This window comes from Achromobacter veterisilvae (assembly GCF_900496975.1).
GTDB classification, from domain to species: domain Bacteria; phylum Pseudomonadota; class Gammaproteobacteria; order Burkholderiales; family Burkholderiaceae_B; genus Achromobacter; species Achromobacter veterisilvae.
In genome coordinates this window covers 12,313-27,999 of record NZ_UFQC01000005.1, presented here as the reverse complement: position 1 = coordinate 27,999, position 15,687 = coordinate 12,313, and the positions used below count along the sequence as shown (strand labels likewise).

The following is a 15,687-nucleotide window of genomic DNA, read 5'->3' as shown; positions in this document are numbered from 1 at the left end:
GATGCTCCTTAAAACGGTAAACGAACATGAGGGGCAATGCGTCGGAACGCGTTGCGGAAGTCCTCCTCGATACGGGCCAGGGCGGCCACGGTGTCCCCTTCGAAACGCAATACCACCGTCGGCGTGGTGTTGGACGGACGCGCCAGGCCGAAGCCGTCGGCATAGTCCACCCGGACACCGTCCAGATTGCTGACGGAGACGGCGCCGGGGAATTCCCCCTGCGCGCGCAGCGCCTCCACCAGATCGAACTGCTCGCCCTCGGCGGTTCCCAGCTTGATTTCAGGCGTGGCGCAGGATTGCGGCAGATTCTCCAGCAGCGCGGACGGGTCCGGCGCGGCCGACAGGATCTCCAGCAGCCGCGCGGCGGCGTAGATGCCGTCGTCGAAGCCGTACCAGCGCTCTTTGAAGAAAATATGGCCGCTCATCTCGCCGGCCAGCAGCGCGCCGGTTTCGCGCATCCTGGCCTTGATCAGCGAATGCCCGGTCCTGCACATCGTGGGCTTGCCGCCGGCCTCGGTCACCGCGCGCGCCACGTGGCGGCTGCATTTGACGTCGTAGAGGATCTCGGCGCCCGGATTGCGCGACAGCACGTCGCGCGCGAACAGGATCAACTGGCGGTCGGGCCAGATGATCTGGCCGGACTTCGTCACCACGCCCAGCCGGTCGCCGTCGCCGTCGAACGCCAGGCCGACCTCGCAGTCGGAATAACGCAGGCAATAGATCAGGTCCTGCAGGTTCTGCGGATCGGCGGGGTCCGGATGATGGCCGGGGAACGAGCCGTCGACCTCGCAGAACAGCTCGGTCACTTCGCAGCCCAGCGCGCGGAACAGCGGCGGCGCCACCGCGCCCGCCACGCCGTTGCCGCAGTCGATGGCGATCTTCATCGGGCGCGCCATGCGGATGTCGCCCATCAGGCGCGCCGCGTAGCACGGCATGATCTGCATCTGCGTGCGGCCGCCGGCCACGCTGGCCGACTCGATCGGCTGGCGCATCGCGTCGCGCAGCGCGGTGATGCCCTCGCCATACAGCGAGGCGCCGTCCAGCACGATCTTGAAGCCGTTGTGCGCGGGCGGGTTGTGGCTGCCCGTGACCGCGATCCCCGAGCCCGTGTCCATCAGGCGGGCCGCGAAATACACCATCGGCGTCGTCGCCATGCCGATGTCGATCACGTGCATGCCCGCCGAGCGCAGGCCGGCCTGCAGCGCGGCCGCCAGCTCCACGCTGCTCAGCCTGCCGTCGCGCCCCACCACCATCGACCGCGCGCCCTGCTCGCGCGCCCGGGCTCCCGCCGCCATGCCCAGGCTGTGCGCGAAACGCGCGTCGATCTCGTCCGGCACCGTGCCGCGTATGTCATAAGCCTTGAAAACCGCATCCAGAATTTGCGGGGTGTCCCAGCCAAATGTTCCGTGCATGCCATTTTCTCCGGGTGGCGTTCACTTAGGGCCGTTCTGTTTGAAGTCGCCGTAATACGCCGCACGGGAGTAGCGGTAACTGCCGTACTTGGACCGGAAGCCGAAGCGTTCCGGCAGGAGCTTGAGACCGTTGAACAGCACGCCGTCGACCGGCGCGCCCGCCTGGATCAGGCGCTTGGCCGTTTCCCGGATCTCGCCCACCGTGTTCATGCCGGAGCGCACCACCACCATGACCGCGGCGGCGTGCGTGCCGACGACGGCCGCGTCCGGGGACGACAGCACGGGCGCCGTGTCCAGGATCACCATGTCGTACTGGGAAGCGAGTTCGCGCAGGGTTTCGCCGAACACGGGCGAGGCCAGCAGCTCGGAGGGGTCGAAGGTGACCGCGCCGGTGGCGATGAAGTCCACGCCCTCGGACACGCTGTGCTTGCGCACCCGGCTGAGCGGGATCGTGCCCGACAGCACCTCGAACAGGCCGTCTTCCTTGGGCACGCCGAAATAGCGGTTCAATTGACCCTTGCGGAAGTCGGCGTCGATCAGCAGCACGCGCTTGCCCACGCCGCCCTGGATGAAGGCGAAATTGGCCGACAGGAAGGACTTGCCCACCCCGGCCACGGGGCCGGTGAACATGACCATGTTGTTGGCCGACTGGCGCAGCGACGCCTGCAGCACGTTACGGAAGGAGCGCAGGCTTTCGATGGGCGGCGCGTTGCCCTGGCTCTGCGCCAGCAGCGCGGGCACGGTGGCGTTCTTGCGCCGGCTGCGGCGCCACAGCTTGTCCTGCATGTCGCTGTAGGGGATGGCGGCCAGCACCGGCAGTCCGGTATGGCGCTCGACGTCGTCCGGTTCGGACAGGCCGCCGAACAGGGCGTTGCGCACGAAGGCGCACAGCATGCCGAAGATCAGGCCGAACGCCGTCGCCACGCCGATGATGATGGCGGCCTTGGGGCGCACGGGCTTGTCGGGCTGCACGGCGGCGTCCAGGATGCGCACGTTGCCCACCTTGCCGGCGCGGATCAGGCGCAGTTGCTGGGCGTTGTTCAGCAGCGCCGTGTAGAGCTCGGTATTGACGCGCACGTCGCGCACCAGGCGCACCACGTCCTGCTCGAGGTCGGGCAGTTGCCGGATGTTGTTGCCGATGCGGTTCACGTCGCCGGTCAGGCCCGCGATCTGCCGGTCGATGGCCACGATGCTCGGATGGGTGGGCGCGAAGCGCGTGATCATTTCCTGCCGCTTGGAGCGCAGCTCCATCACCTTGGTCTGCGCGTCCACCGACTGGGCGAGGATCAGCTTGGCCTCTTCGCTCAGGTCGATGGTGCCGCGCTTGTTGCGCAGCGCGTTGTACTTGGTCTCGGCCGCGTCCAGCTCGCCCTTGAGGACGGGCAACTGCTGTTCGAGGAAAACCAGCGACTTCTCGGCCTGGGCCGACTTGCGGTTCACGTTCTGCTGCACGTACTCCTGCCCGATCTGGTTCAGCACGGCGGTGGTCAGCGCGGGATCGTTGCCTTCCAGCGTGACGCCGATCACGCCCGAGGTGCGGCCGCGCTCGAAAATGCCCAGGCGCGCCTGCACGTCCTCGATGGCGGCCAGGCGCGAACTGCGCGACACGACGAACTCGGTGCCGGGGCGCCCGGTCAGCGCGTCGATGTGCACGTCCATGGCCCCGCCGCCCGGCAGCAGGAAGTGCTCGGGCTTGCCGACCGTGCCGTTGAAGGTCGCGCCGGTCAGCTTGTCGCTCAGCGTAAAGCGCCCCTCTCCCAGCGTGGTCACGCGGAAGGGCTTGCCCAGCCATTCGTTGGGCACGTCCAACTGCGAGATCGCGATGGCCTCGCCGCCCCACGCGTAGCCGCCGCGCGGCAGGCTCGTGGGATAGGGCATGCTTTCATAGCGCTGCGCGAGCCATTCGCCCACCACCGGGAAATAGCGCGGCTTGGCGTGGATGTACAGCAGGAACTTGTCGACGGCCGGACCGACGACCATGCGCGAACGCAGCACCTCCATTTCGCCCGAGGTCTCCGCCTTGGTGTCGAACATGGTCGAGACGTCCCCGAGCAGGCTGCGGCTCTGGCCCTGCGGCATCTCCTCCTCCACCTGGACGATGATGTCGGCCGAGAACACCTTCGGGGTGACCATCACGTAGGCGAGCGCTCCCAGGAAAGCGAGCAGCGCGATCGCAATGATCATCCACCGGTTGGAGAAGATGGCGTCCACGTGGGACGACAACGGGGTTTCCTGCTGGCGAGCCGGCACGGACGGCTCGAACGATTCGATGGGCAACGACATGCAGCTCTCCAAGAGAAGACGCCGCTGCGGTCGCGGCGTCCCCAAAGGCGTGGATCAAAAACTAGTCAATGGCTTTCACGGTCTGTACCGTTTGCGCGCTCGGGAACAGGTTGCTGATGAAGCGGTTCCACCGCACCAGGCCGGCCGAATCCACGAACACGACGTCTTTGGGTTGCAACTCAAACTTCTCCGCCACCGCAAGGGCCTGCGGCGAACCGGCGTTCAGGTGGAACACCAGCGGCGTCGCCTGCTCCGTGCTGCGAACGACAAACACCTGCGACGGATTGGCGGTCAACTGGTTCGGTCCTCCGGCCAAGCCCAGCGCCTCGGTCAACGACATGCGTCCGTCGCGCATCACTGCCGCGGTGGGCACGGTGACTTCGCCCATCACGAATACCTTGCTGTCGTCGCGCGGCGTCACCCTGACGATGTCGCCCGGCTTCAGCAGTACCTGGTTCAGGTCCTGGCCGCGCTCGATCAGCGCGGGCAGGTTCACCCGGGTACGCCGCCCCTCGCGAATCACGTACACTGCGCTGCGGTCGCCCGTCGGCAAAATGCCGCCGGCCCTGTTGATCGCTTCCAGCAGGGTCATCGGAATATCGTTGATCGCAACCGTGCCCGGCGTCGTCACTTCGCCATCGACGTAGACGCGCTTGCTGCGATATCCCAGAACGCGCACGGTGATCTGCGGATCCTGGATGTACTTGCCTGAACTGTTCACTATGAGATTGCGCGCCTGGAGTTCCGTCAACCCCGCCACTTTCAGCAGTCCGGCATAGGGAAATTGGATATATCCAGTGGATGAGACCGTATAGCCCGGAATGCCCGAAGCGGTATCCCCGATGGCTAGTTCGGTTACCCCAGAACCAATGGCGTAGGTTTGCGTCGGAAGGACGAGCTCGGGGTGGTCCCACACCACGACCGACAGGATGTCTCCCGGGCCGATGACGTAGGGTCCGGACTTGCCATAAAGGCGGTCGATGCCGGCGTTGTCCAGCAGCGCTTCGCGCGCGCGCTGGTCGTCGAGGACCAGACTGGGCGTGATTTCCTTGATCACGGCCTTCGAATTGGGATCCAGCGGGTCTGCGAGCTGATTGGCGTCAAAGGTCATACCGGGAGACAGGGCGCAAGCGCCCAGCGAGGACACGAGCGCGATAGCGGCTATGGCTCGGCTCAACGTTCCGAAAAAAGTAGTCATGGCAAATCCACTTGTGAATGACTTCGTTGCTTGGAAAGGAGCCCGATGCGTAACGGGTTGCGACATTCCACTCCCTTTTCCTGGCCCCGCACATTCGACGGATGCCCTAAGCCTTCTCCTACATCGTTTGGAGGTTTCGGGTGGGCTTGGCACTCAATAAGATTTTGTCGGTAGCCCCACGCTTTGCGGCGGTGCACGGTTTTTCCCGGCGCACGGCAAGGCGGCTCCCCACGAACAGGAGTGCGCGATGGACCCGTCTCAAGCGGACACGTCGGCAAGATTCAGCGGAGCAAGCTATCTCTATCGCTTGCTCGACGCCGCGATCGTCATTACCTGCGGCCTGACTGCCACCGGATTGAAATTCTCGGACGATGCTCTGGCGGATCCCCCGCAGATCCATCTGTTCCTTGTGTACCTGTGCGGCCTCGGGGTCATCGCCATCTTCCCCGCCTTCCGGCTGTACGTGTCCTGGCGCGGCCGGCGGCTGGCCGACCTGGTCGGGCGCAGTCTGGCGGCATGGGCCACCGTGTTCGCGCTGGGCATCTGCATCAGTTTTCTCATGCACCAGACCGCGGCGATATCCCGCATATGGGCGGCTACGTGGTTCGTCATGGCGGCGCTGACGCTGGCCGGCGTGCGCATCGCGGTCTATGCGGCCCTGGGCGCGGCGCGCGACCGCGGGCTGGACCGCAAGCGCGTGCTGCTGGTGGGCTTCGGGGCGCTGGGCCACGACCTGTGGCGCCGCGTCGAGCGCTACCGCGGCACGGGCTATGAAGTGGCGGGCATCTACGCCGAGCCCCACGAGAACCTGCCGCCCCAGGTGCGCCGGCTGCACGACCTGGACGGCCTGCACGGCTTCGTGCACGAGAACAACGTCCGCGAAATCTGGATCGTGCTTCCGATGGAGGCGGGCCAGGAGCTGCGCGAAGTCCTGTACCACCTGCGCAATGACCTGGTGGACATCCGCTGGATCCCCGATGTGATGTCCATCCAGTTGCTCGGGCACCAGATCGGCGAATTCCTGGGCCTGCCCGCCATCCAGTTGAACAGCCTGCCGGCCGCCGGCGTGCGGGGGCTGGCCAAGGAGGTCTTCGACCGCAGCTTCGCCTTCTGCGCGCTGATCGGCCTCTCTCCCTTGATGCTGACCGTGGCCCTGCTGGTGAAGGCGACGTCGCGCGGCCCCGTGTTCTTCACCCAGCCGCGCCTGGGCGTGGACGGCAAGGTGTTCCACGTCTACAAGTTCCGGACCATGACGATGCACCAGGAACACGGCGTGGTGACGCAGGCCACGCGCAACGATTCCCGCGTCACGCGGATCGGCGGATTCCTGCGCCGCACCAGCCTGGACGAACTGCCCCAGTTCCTCAACGTGCTGATGGGGGATATGTCCGTGGTGGGCCCGAGGCCCCACGCGCTGGAGCACAACGAACTCTACAAGGACCTGGTGCAGCGCTACATGATGCGCCACCGCGTCAAGCCGGGCATCACGGGCTGGGCGCAGGTCAATGGCCTGCGGGGCCAGACGGACACGCTGCGCAAGATGAGCGACCGCGTCGAGCACGACATTTACTACATCCAGAACTGGACGTTCAGGATGGACCTGCTGATCATCGCCCGCACGGCGGTATCGGGATGGACGGGCCGCAATGTCTACTGAACCGTTGGGATGGCCCGCGCGCCCGGAGCCGGCCGCGCGCAAGAACGGCATGCTGGCCGGCGCCGACTTCCGCCGCGCGGTCGAGATGCTGCCCCTGGTGTCCATCGACCTGCTGCTGCGCGACGCCGCCGGCCGCTATCTGACCGGCCTGCGCGCGAACCCGCCCGCCCAGGGCGCCTGGTTCGTGCCGGGCGGGCGCATCCGCAAGAACGAAACGCTGCGCGACGCGCTGCGCCGCATCGCCCGCGACGAGCTGGGCGTGCCCGTCCCTGAACAGGCCTGGAAGCCGAGGGGCGTGTACGAGCACTTCTATGGCACCAATTTCGCGGGCGAAGCCGGACGCTCCACCCATTACGTCGTCCTCGCCTACGAGGCGGAAATCCCGTTGGACATCTCCAGCCTGCCCCAGGCCCAGCACCGCAGCTACCGCTGGCAGCCCGCGGAGGCGATCGCCGCCGACCCCGGCGTGCATCCATACACCCAGGCCTACTTCAAGGAGTGAGCGCCATGACCAATCCCCCTCCCCCGTACCGGGCCGTCATTCTTTGCGGCGGCTCCGGCTCGCGCCTGTGGCCGCTTTCGCGCGAACTGCTGCCGAAGCAGTTCATCCGTTTGACCGATGACCGCAGTCTGCTGCAGAACACGCTGCGGCGCCTGGGCTCGGCCGGCGCCGAGGCCAGGCCCACGCTGGTGTGCAACGACGCGCACCGCTACATCGCGGCCGAGCAGGCGCTGGAGCTGGGCATCAAGGACGTCGAGGTGATCCTGGAACCCTACGCGCGCAACACGGCGCCGGCGATCGCAGCCGCCACCCTGCGCGCGATGCGCGACGGCGAAGACCCGGTCATGCTCATCATGCCGTCGGACCACGTGCTGGAGGATGGCGACGTCCTGCGCGCCGCCTTCGCCGAGGCCTACCAAGCCGCGCGGCAGGGCGCGCTGGTGACCTTCGGCATCAAGCCGACCGCTCCGCTCAGCGGCTACGGCTACATCCAGGCCGACGAGCCCGGCGCCATGGAGCCCGCGCGCCGCGTGCGCCGCTTCGTCGAAAAGCCGTCGCCCGAAGTCGCCCAACGTTTCATCGAGGACGGCGGCTACTACTGGAACAGCGGCATGTTCGCCTTCCAGGCCTCGGTCTTCCTGTCGGAAATGGCCAGGCTGGCCCCCAGGATCCTGGAACAGGTGCAGGCGGCCGTGGCCGCCGGGCATGGCGAAAACGCGCTCTTCCACCTGGACGGCCCGTCCTTCGAGGACTGCCCCAGCGATTCGATGGACTACGCCATCATGGAGCGCACGGACAGCGCCGTCGTCATCCCGCTGGCGGCATCGTGGAGCGACGTGGGCGCCTGGGACGCGGTCTGGGGCATCGCCCAGAAGACGGTGGAGGGCAACTCCACCACGGGCGACGTCATGGTGGAGGATTCGCGCAACTGCCTCATCCACTCCACCAGCAGGCTGGTCGCCTCGGTGGGGCTGGACGACATCGTCGTCATCGAAACGGCCGACGCCGTCCTGGTGGCCCACAAGTCGCGCTCGCAGGACGTCAAGCGCCTGGTCGAGATCTTCAAGACCCAGCACCGCTCGGAACTCAACCACCACCGCGAGGTCCAGCGGCCCTGGGGATCCTACGACTCGGTCGGCCAGGGGCCGCGCTACCAGGTCAAGCGCATCACGGTGAAACCCGGGGCGCGCCTGTCCTCGCAGATGCACCACCACCGGGCGGAACACTGGATCGTGGTGTCGGGAACGGCGCGCATCTACAACGGCGACAAGCAGTACCTGTTGACCGAGAACCAGTCGACCTACATCCCGCTGGGCGAAATCCACAGCCTGGAAAACCCCGGGAAGATCCCGCTGGAGATCATCGAGGTGCAGTCGGGAGCCTATCTCGGAGAAGACGACATCGTTCGATTCCAGGACATGTATGGAAGGGTATGACCGTATTCCTTTTTGGCGCCCCGGCATGGCCCGGATCTGCCTGCCGGCCGCCGGGCTGTTCTTCCTCGCGCTGGTGACGGTGGGCAATCTGCCCGGGCTGGCGTCCGACATGTCCGACGCCTTCGGGGACAAGCGCCTGCACCTTGCGGCCTACGCCTTCCTGACCGGGCTCATTTATCTCTCGGTCAACCGGCGCCCCGGGCTGACGGCCCTGCTGGCGGTCTCGGCGCTGGGTGCGCTGGATGAATCAATCCAGTCCCTTTTTCCCTATCGACAGGCTGATTTCTTAGACCTTTTGGCCGATATCTCTGCGGCTGGTGCAACAGTAATCTCATTGCACATTGGTACCGCAGCCTTCGGCTCCTTTCGTGCAGTTACTAAGTCTTAAGGATACAACCATGCCAAAACGGGCACTGATTACCGGCGTAACCGGCCAAGACGGGTCCTACCTGGCGGAGTTCCTGCTTGCCAAGGGCTATGAGGTCCACGGCATCAAGCGGCGCGCTTCGCTGTTCAACACGGCCCGCATCGACCACCTGTACCAGGATCCTCACGATCAGCCCCGCAATTTCGTGCTGCATCACGGCGACATGACCGACTCCTGCAGCCTGATCCGCATCGTGCAGTCGGTGCAGCCCGACGAGATCTACAACCTGGCCGCGCAGAGCCACGTCGGCGTGTCGTTCGAGGAGCCCGAGTACACGGCCAATGCCGACGGCCTGGGCACGCTGCGCCTGCTGGAAGCGATCCGCATCCTGAAGCTGGAGAACAAGGCCCGCTTCTACCAGGCCTCGACGTCCGAACTCTACGGCCTGGTGCAGGAAACTCCGCAGAAGGAGACGACCCCGTTCTATCCGCGCAGCCCGTACGCCGCGGCCAAGCTGTACGCCTACTGGATCAGCGTGAACTACCGCGAGGCGTATGGCATGTACGCCTGCAACGGCATCCTGTTCAACCATGAATCGCCCAAGCGCGGCGAGACGTTCGTCACCCGCAAGATCACCCGCGGCCTGGCGCGCATCGTGCTGGGGCTGCAGGAGTGCCTGTACCTGGGCAACCTGTCGGCGCTGCGCGACTGGGGCCACGCCCGGGACTACGTCGAAATGCAGTGGCTGATGCTGCAGCAGGACACCCCCGAGGATTACGTCATCGCGACCGGCATGCAATACAGCGTCCGCGAATTCATCAACACCGCCGCGCGCGAGCTGGGCATCCTGCTGGCCTGGGAGGGCGAAGGCCTGGACGAGACCGCGACCGTGCTGTTCTCGCCGGTGCACGACGTCAAGCCCGGCCAGGTCATCGTGCGGGTCGACCCGCGCTACTTCCGGCCCACGGAAGTGGAGACCCTGCTGGGCGACCCGACCAAGGCGCGCGAGAAGCTCGGCTGGTCGCCGCGCACCACGTTCGCGGAACTGGTCAAGGAAATGATCGAAAGCGATCTGCGGGACGCGCGGCGCGATGCGCTGGTCGAGCAGAACGGCTACGAAATCTATGCCTACAAGGAGTAGTCGGCCATGACGAACCTGGAGCAGCGCGTCTTCGTCGCCGGCCATCGCGGCATGGTGGGCGCCGCGATCGTCCGCGAACTGCATCGCCGCGGCTATGCCAACGTAGTGACCCGCAGCCGCGAGGAGCTGGACCTGGAGAACCAGAACCAGGTGCACCGCTTTTTCTCGACCACGCCGGTCGACGTGGTGTACCTGGCCGCCGCCAAGGTGGGCGGCATCCTGGCCAACCAGACGCATCCGGTGGATTTCCTCTACAAGAATCTCATGATCCAGTGCAACGTCATCCGCGCCGCCTACGCGGCGGGGGTGCGCAAGCTGCTGTTCCTGGGGTCGTCGTGCATCTACCCCCGGGAAGCCCCCCAGCCGATCCGCGAAGACGCGCTGCTGACCGGGCCCCTGGAATCCACCAACGAACCCTACGCCATCGCCAAGATCGCCGGCCTGAAACTGTGCGAGGCATACCAGCGCCAGTACGGGGCGCGCTTCATCTGCGCCATGCCGACCAACCTCTACGGCCCGCGCGACAACTACGACCTGCACAGCAGCCACGTGCTGCCCGCGCTTATCCGCAAGTTCCATGAAGGGCTCGAATCGGGCCAGGACAGCGTGACCATCTGGGGCACCGGGGCGCCGCTGCGCGAGTTCCTGTACGTGGACGATCTGGCCCAGGCCTGCGTCATGCTGATGGAGCATCCCGAGGCCGAAGGCATCTATAACATCGGCGCCGGCCAGGACATTTCGATCGCCGAGCTGGCCAGGCTGGTGGCGCGCGTCGTGGGCTACACCGGCAACATCGTCTATGACACCGGCAAGCCCGACGGCACGCCGCGCAAGCTGATGGACTCGACCCGGGTGCGGGCGCTGGGATGGCGGCCGGAGATCTCGCTGACGCACGGCATCACGCTGGCCTACGGACACTTTCTGCGCGAGCGCACCCAGCATGCGCTGCCCGTGGCCTGACGGCCGCGTCAACAGGCCCTAGCCATGCTTGGACTGCTCAGGAAACACATCGCCGGCAACGCCTCCTTCTGGGGGCTGGTGGAGTACGGCATCGGCCCCGTCGCCGCGCTGGTGGCCCTGCCCATCCTGTTCCGGCAGTTGGGGACGGTGGGCTTCGGCCAGTACTCCATGATCATCGCCCTGGCCGGCTTCGGCAACGCCGCCAACCTGGGCGCGGCCGTGACCGCTACCAAGCTGGTGTCCGAACGCCTGCACGAGCCCGGCGGCGCCTACCGCGCGGCGGGCGTGAGCCTGTCGCTCATCGGCTGCGCGCTGGGCGTCGTGACCCTGGCCGCGCTGCTGCTCTGGGGCGCCGTGGGCCTGGGCTGGCCCGGCGCCACCTTCGGCGGCGTGGCGGTGACCATGCTGGCGCTGCCCGCGCTGGCCATCTACCTGACGCAGCAGTACGACCAGTTGTTCTCCGGCTGCCTGAAAGGGCGCGAGGACTTCCGTTCCACGGCGCTGTGCGAGGTGTTCAGCCGCAGCGGCACGATGGCGCTGGCCTGCGCCGCGGCCTGGCTGACGGCTTCCCCCACCTGGACCGGCCTGGCCCAGGCGCTCGGGCTGCTGCTTGCCGGCTCCGTGAAGATGGGCGTGTTCTCCCGCGCCTACGGCCGGCTGCTGGTGCGCCCCGTGCGCGACCGCGGCGCCATGATGGACGCCTTCCGGTTCTCCCGCTGGTCGTGGCTGAACAGCCTGAGCGCCCTGGCCTTCGGATCGGTGGACCGCGTGCTGGTGGGCAGCCTGATGGGCCCGGCGGCGCTGGCGATCTATACCGTGGGCGTGCAGGTCGGCCAGATCATCCACACCGCGTCGGTCGCCATTTTCCAGAAGGCCATGCCGCGCGTCAGCCGCCTGTCCGTCTCGCCCCCCTACCCCGGGGCCGCCGAACGCGAAATCCGCCGCATGATGCTGTGGAACCTGGCGCTGTCCGCCGGCGCGACGCTCGCGGTGCTGGCCGTCAGCCATCCGCTCCTGAACGTGCTGCTGAGCGCGGACGTGGCCCGGGATCATCTCGGGACCTTCCAGTTGCTCATCGTGGCGTCGGGCCTGCTGTCCCTGAACGCCGCGGCCCATTTCTCCCTGCTGGGACTCGGCAATTCCCGCGCGATCGCCATCCTGAACGGCCTGGGCGGACTGGCCATGCTGTGCGTCATGGCGGGGCTGGTGCACGTCGCGGGAGAACACGCCGCGGCCTGGGGCCGCATGGCCTATGGGGCGATCACGCTGGCCGGCGTGGCACTCGCCATCCGTCAATCCCGCCCCGATTTCCCGGGCGCCTTGCCTGCGGCCACCCGCTAGGGCTTGTTCACACCAACCAACATGCTGAGGTCCTACATGCGCAAGCGTCATAACGAGTATTCACGTCAGCTCATCGACTTCGTCCGCGAGCTTCGCCCGCCAGCGCCGATCGCCGGCGGCCTGATGCCGAAAGTGACCATCGTGACCCCCTCGTTCAACCAGGCCCGCTTCCTGGAACGCACCATCCTGTCCGTGCTGAACCAGGGCTATCCGCGGTTGGAATACATCATTATCGACGGCGGTTCGACCGACGGCAGCGTGGACATCATCCGCAAGTACGAGCGCTATCTGACCTACTGGGAAAGCACGCCGGACCGCGGCCAGTCCCACGCCATCAACAAGGGCTTCGAGCGCGCCACCGGCGACTACGTGGGCTGGCAGAACTCGGACGACCTGTACTTCCCGGGCGCGCTGCGCAAACTGGGCTCGGCGGCCTCGAAAGGCCGCGCGCCTATCGTCAGCGGCAACCTGTTCGTGGCGGACGCGGACAACCGGATCTTCCGCAAGATCCATTACACGCCGGTCAACCGGGGCACGCTGACGGTCGTGAAGGCGTCCATTCCCAACCAGTCCGCCATCTTCCGCCGCGACCTGCTGCGCAAGTACGGCCTGCTGCAGGAAAGCATGCGCTACTGCATGGACCTGGAACTGTGGAGCCGCCTGCTGCGCGAAGGCAAGAACCTGATCGTGCCCGACGCCATGGGCGTGTACACGGCCCATGACGAAACCAAGACCGCGCTGATGCAGGACGTGCTGCTGGAAGAGCGCGAACAGATCGTGACGCGCATCCGGCGCACCGAGCCGGGACTGGGGCGGCTGTTCGAACTGTCCTGCCGCGCCTCCAAGGTGGCCGCGCACGCGCGGCAGGGCGACCTGTCCTACCTGTTGGACAAACTGACCACCAAGATATTCGGCCGCGACGACTGGTCCGCGCACTAGGTCCCGTCCACACGGAGAAAAGCCGCAATGAATCCGCACCGCCGCCTGTCCACCCTGCACCTGCTGGGCCTGTTCGCCTTCACGGCGCTCGCCCTCAACGACGACCGTTTCGTCCTGGGCGTAGGCAGCTTCAAGCTGTCCCCCTTCGACGTGCTGTTCGTCGCCATGCTGGTGGTCAAGGCGCTGCGGCTCGCGGATCCGGCCGCCTACGCCCTGCCGCGCGGTCTGCTGGGCCTGCTGCTGGGCATCCAGAGCCTCTCGGTGGTGTACCTGCTGCTGGTGTCGATGCACCACCCCGGCATCGAAACCGGCGACGTGGCGCGGGACCTGCGCATCGTGTTCTATTTCCTGTGCACGCCTTTCCTCTGCTACAAGGACATCGACAGCCCGGCCGCCTACGCGGTGCTGCAGAAATACATCGTGGCCGCCTGCCTCGCCGTCGCCACGCTGATGCTGCTGGAACAGGTGCAGGGCTTCAGCGTGTCCAACCCGCTGCGCAACGTGCGCCTGGGCGTCTGGGCCATCCCGTTCGGCGTCGTGTCGCTGCTGTACTTCCGCCGCACCCTGAACGTCTCCGGGCCCAAGGCCTATGCGCTGACGGTCTACATGCTGCTGGCGCTGGTCTTTTCGCTCAACCGCAGCCAATACCTGCAACTGGCGGTTTCCGTCCTGATCGCCGTGATGCTGGGCGCCGGCCCCGAGATCCGGCGGCGCGCCATCCTGGTGTTCGCGCCCGCCGCGATCGCCGGCGTGCTGGTCTTCGCCAGCATCGGCTACCTGGACGTGCTGGCCAACCGCATCTTCAGCGTCGAACGCCTGGACGAGGACTCCAGCTACGGCGCGCGCATCCAGGAGATGCAGGGGCAGATGGATTTCTTCGCGGAAAGCCCCGTGTTCGGCAAGGGCGCCGGCTTCCGGAGCTGGGTCATGGGCGAGAACGGCTTCGAACTCAGCACCTTCGCCCACAATTCCTGGGCCTTCTACCTGATGAAATTCGGCGTGGTCGGAACGACCATGATCATGCTGCCGCCCCTGCTCATCCTGCTGCTGACGCTGCTCAGGCGATACGCGCATCCCGGCCTGGAGCTGCACAGGCGCTACCTGCTGGCGACCGCGCCCGTCTACATCTTCATCGACTCGATGTCCGGCGGGCTGGCCTACGCCCCCAAGACCGCCTTCACCGGTTTCCTGCTGTGCTATTGCCTGTCGCTGATGCGCAATGCGCAGACCATGCCCGTCCCCTCGACCGCGCCGTCCGCCCCCAGCCCTCGTCCGGACACCGGGCGCCGGACTCCACCACGAGTGATTCCTCATGCCTGATGTCTTGTTTGTCGCGCCGGACCTGCACGGCGGCGTCGGAAGATGCGTCGCCTTCATCGTGGACGCCTTGCCGGAACAGGGAGTGGATTCCGCCCTGTTCCTGCTGCGTTCGCGCAACCGGGAGTACCCCGTCTCCAACCCCCAGGTGACGCGCGCGCTGCCCATCATCGAGTCGCCCACCCGGCTGCGGCTGATGCTGCCCATGGCCTTCATCCGCCTGCTTCGCCAGATCAGGCGCGACAAGCCGGCCATCGTCTGCTCGCACGGACTGCTGTGCAACATGCTGGTGGTGCTGGCCAAGAAACTGCTGCGCGGGCGTTTCAGCACGGTCGCCTTCGAGCACAGCAGTCCGGCCATCCATTACGGGGCCTCGCGCATGCGGCGCCTGAAATACTGGCTCGTCAGCCAGACCTACCGGCGCCATGACGCGGTGGTGGGCGTGTCGCGCGGCGTGAAGGAGGACCTGGTCAGCATGTTCCCTCCGCTGCGCGGCAAGGTCCACACCATCTACAACGGCGTGCCGCTGGACAATGTCCGCCAGCAGGGCGCGCACCGCGCCCAGGAACCGTCGGACCAGGCGCCCTACCGCGTGGTCGCGGTCGGGCGGCTGGAAGCGGTGAAGGACTACGCCACGCTGGTCGACGCCGCCGCGCTGCTGGACGACCCCGGCATCGCCTTCACCATCCTGGGCGAGGGGTCCGAACATGCCGCCCTGCAGAAGCGGATCGACGATCACGGCTCGCGCACGCGGGTCACGCTGGCCGGCCACATCGACAATCCGTTTCCCGTGATCGCGGGCGCCGGCGCGTTCGCCCTGACTTCCGTGCGCGAGAGCTTCGGCAACGTGCTCGTGGAGGCGCTGTGCCTGGGCGTGCCGGTGATCTCCACCGACTGCCCCCATGGCCCCGCCGAAATCCTGGACTCCGGCCGCTACGGCCTGCTGGTGCCCGTGGGCGACGCCGCCGCGCTGGCCGCCGCGGTGCGCCGGCTGGCCTATGACGGCGACATGCGGGAACGGCTGGCCGCCCAGGGCCCCGAACGCGCCGACGCCTTTTCCCTAGAACGGCACTGCCGCAACGTCATCGCGCTATTCCAGCCGCTGATGCAGCGCGGCACGCCCTGAACAGGACA

General features: G+C 66.7%; 13 protein-coding genes. 10 read left to right on the top strand and 3 right to left on the bottom strand.

What is annotated here, in order from left to right:
* Window positions 1–8: 8 nt before the first annotated feature.
* The 3 genes from AVE30378_RS05680 to AVE30378_RS05670 all read right to left on the bottom strand — a co-directional run bounded on the left by AVE30378_RS05680 (window position 9) and on the right by AVE30378_RS05670 (window position 4,893).
* Window positions 9–1,412, bottom strand: coding sequence for a phosphomannomutase/phosphoglucomutase (locus AVE30378_RS05680; protein ID WP_129239799.1), 1,404 nt, complete (start codon window positions 1,410–1,412; stop codon window positions 9–11).
* A 21-nt stretch (window positions 1,413–1,433) separates the two neighbouring features.
* Window positions 1,434–3,695: a GNVR domain-containing protein gene (locus tag AVE30378_RS05675; protein WP_129239798.1), complete on the bottom strand. Its 2,262-nt coding sequence runs from the start codon at window positions 3,693–3,695 to the stop codon at window positions 1,434–1,436.
* A 61-nt stretch (window positions 3,696–3,756) separates the two neighbouring features.
* Window positions 3,757–4,893: a polysaccharide biosynthesis/export family protein gene (locus tag AVE30378_RS05670; RefSeq protein WP_129239797.1), complete on the bottom strand. Its 1,137-nt coding sequence runs from the start codon at window positions 4,891–4,893 to the stop codon at window positions 3,757–3,759.
* A gap of 247 nt (window positions 4,894–5,140) precedes the next feature.
* Between AVE30378_RS05670 and AVE30378_RS05665 the strand changes: the two genes are divergently transcribed.
* Genes AVE30378_RS05665 through AVE30378_RS05620 form a run of 10 tightly spaced genes read left to right on the top strand, consistent with a single transcriptional unit; the run spans window position 5,141 to window position 15,679 of the window.
* Entirely contained in the window at window positions 5,141–6,550 is a 1,410-nt protein-coding gene (locus AVE30378_RS05665) for an undecaprenyl-phosphate glucose phosphotransferase (protein ID WP_129239796.1), read from the top strand.
* On the top strand, window positions 6,540–7,052 hold the full coding sequence (locus tag AVE30378_RS05660) for a GDP-mannose mannosyl hydrolase (RefSeq protein WP_422393621.1): 513 nt from the start codon (window positions 6,540–6,542) through the stop codon (window positions 7,050–7,052). The genes AVE30378_RS05665 and AVE30378_RS05660 overlap by 11 nt, the downstream gene beginning before the upstream one ends.
* A 5-nt stretch (window positions 7,053–7,057) precedes the next feature.
* Window positions 7,058–8,488, top strand: a complete 1,431-nt coding sequence (locus AVE30378_RS05655) for a mannose-1-phosphate guanylyltransferase/mannose-6-phosphate isomerase (RefSeq protein WP_129239795.1) — start codon at window positions 7,058–7,060, stop codon at window positions 8,486–8,488.
* Between the two features lie 25 nt (window positions 8,489–8,513).
* Entirely contained in the window at window positions 8,514–8,876 is a 363-nt protein-coding gene (locus AVE30378_RS05650) for a VanZ family protein (RefSeq protein ID WP_129239980.1), read from the top strand.
* A 10-nt stretch (window positions 8,877–8,886) separates the two neighbouring features.
* Window positions 8,887–9,996: a GDP-mannose 4,6-dehydratase gene (gene gmd / locus AVE30378_RS05645; RefSeq protein WP_129239794.1), complete on the top strand. Its 1,110-nt coding sequence runs from the start codon at window positions 8,887–8,889 to the stop codon at window positions 9,994–9,996.
* A gap of 6 nt (window positions 9,997–10,002) precedes the next feature.
* Window positions 10,003–10,956, top strand: coding sequence for a GDP-L-fucose synthase family protein (locus AVE30378_RS05640; RefSeq protein ID WP_129239793.1), 954 nt, complete (start codon window positions 10,003–10,005; stop codon window positions 10,954–10,956).
* 24 nt (window positions 10,957–10,980) lie between these two features.
* On the top strand, window positions 10,981–12,297 hold the full coding sequence (locus AVE30378_RS05635) for a lipopolysaccharide biosynthesis protein (RefSeq protein ID WP_129239792.1): 1,317 nt from the start codon (window positions 10,981–10,983) through the stop codon (window positions 12,295–12,297).
* A 36-nt stretch (window positions 12,298–12,333) separates the two neighbouring features.
* Window positions 12,334–13,236 (top strand): glycosyltransferase family 2 protein, encoded by a 903-nt coding sequence (locus tag AVE30378_RS05630; RefSeq protein ID WP_129239791.1) that lies wholly within the window; start codon window positions 12,334–12,336, stop codon window positions 13,234–13,236.
* 27 nt (window positions 13,237–13,263) lie between these two features.
* Window positions 13,264–14,556, top strand: coding sequence for an O-antigen ligase family protein (locus tag AVE30378_RS05625; protein WP_129239790.1), 1,293 nt, complete (start codon window positions 13,264–13,266; stop codon window positions 14,554–14,556).
* Window positions 14,549–15,679 (top strand): glycosyltransferase, encoded by a 1,131-nt coding sequence (locus tag AVE30378_RS05620; protein WP_129239789.1) that lies wholly within the window; start codon window positions 14,549–14,551, stop codon window positions 15,677–15,679. Before AVE30378_RS05625 ends, AVE30378_RS05620 begins: the two co-directional genes overlap by 8 nt.
* Window positions 15,680–15,687: the final 8 nt, after the last annotated feature.

Bases quoted from the DNA above. Each gene is read 5' to 3' on its own strand.
- AVE30378_RS05680 (WP_129239799.1), bottom strand. From the start codon at position 1,412: ATGCACGGAACATTTGGCTGGGACACCCCGCAAATTCTGGATGCGGTT.
- AVE30378_RS05675 (WP_129239798.1), bottom strand. From the start codon at position 3,695: ATGTCGTTGCCCATCGAATCGTTCGAGCCGTCCGTGCCGGCTCGCCAG.
- AVE30378_RS05670 (WP_129239797.1), bottom strand. From the start codon at position 4,893: ATGACTACTTTTTTCGGAACGTTGAGCCGAGCCATAGCCGCTATCGCG.
- AVE30378_RS05665 (WP_129239796.1), top strand. From the start codon at position 5,141: ATGGACCCGTCTCAAGCGGACACGTCGGCAAGATTCAGCGGAGCAAGC.
- AVE30378_RS05660 (WP_422393621.1), top strand. From the start codon at position 6,540: ATGTCTACTGAACCGTTGGGATGGCCCGCGCGCCCGGAGCCGGCCGCG.
- AVE30378_RS05655 (WP_129239795.1), top strand. From the start codon at position 7,058: ATGACCAATCCCCCTCCCCCGTACCGGGCCGTCATTCTTTGCGGCGGC.
- AVE30378_RS05650 (WP_129239980.1), top strand. From the start codon at position 8,514: ATGGCCCGGATCTGCCTGCCGGCCGCCGGGCTGTTCTTCCTCGCGCTG.
- gmd (WP_129239794.1), top strand. From the start codon at position 8,887: ATGCCAAAACGGGCACTGATTACCGGCGTAACCGGCCAAGACGGGTCC.
- AVE30378_RS05640 (WP_129239793.1), top strand. From the start codon at position 10,003: ATGACGAACCTGGAGCAGCGCGTCTTCGTCGCCGGCCATCGCGGCATG.
- AVE30378_RS05635 (WP_129239792.1), top strand. From the start codon at position 10,981: ATGCTTGGACTGCTCAGGAAACACATCGCCGGCAACGCCTCCTTCTGG.
- AVE30378_RS05630 (WP_129239791.1), top strand. From the start codon at position 12,334: ATGCGCAAGCGTCATAACGAGTATTCACGTCAGCTCATCGACTTCGTC.
- AVE30378_RS05625 (WP_129239790.1), top strand. From the start codon at position 13,264: ATGAATCCGCACCGCCGCCTGTCCACCCTGCACCTGCTGGGCCTGTTC.
- AVE30378_RS05620 (WP_129239789.1), top strand. From the start codon at position 14,549: ATGCCTGATGTCTTGTTTGTCGCGCCGGACCTGCACGGCGGCGTCGGA.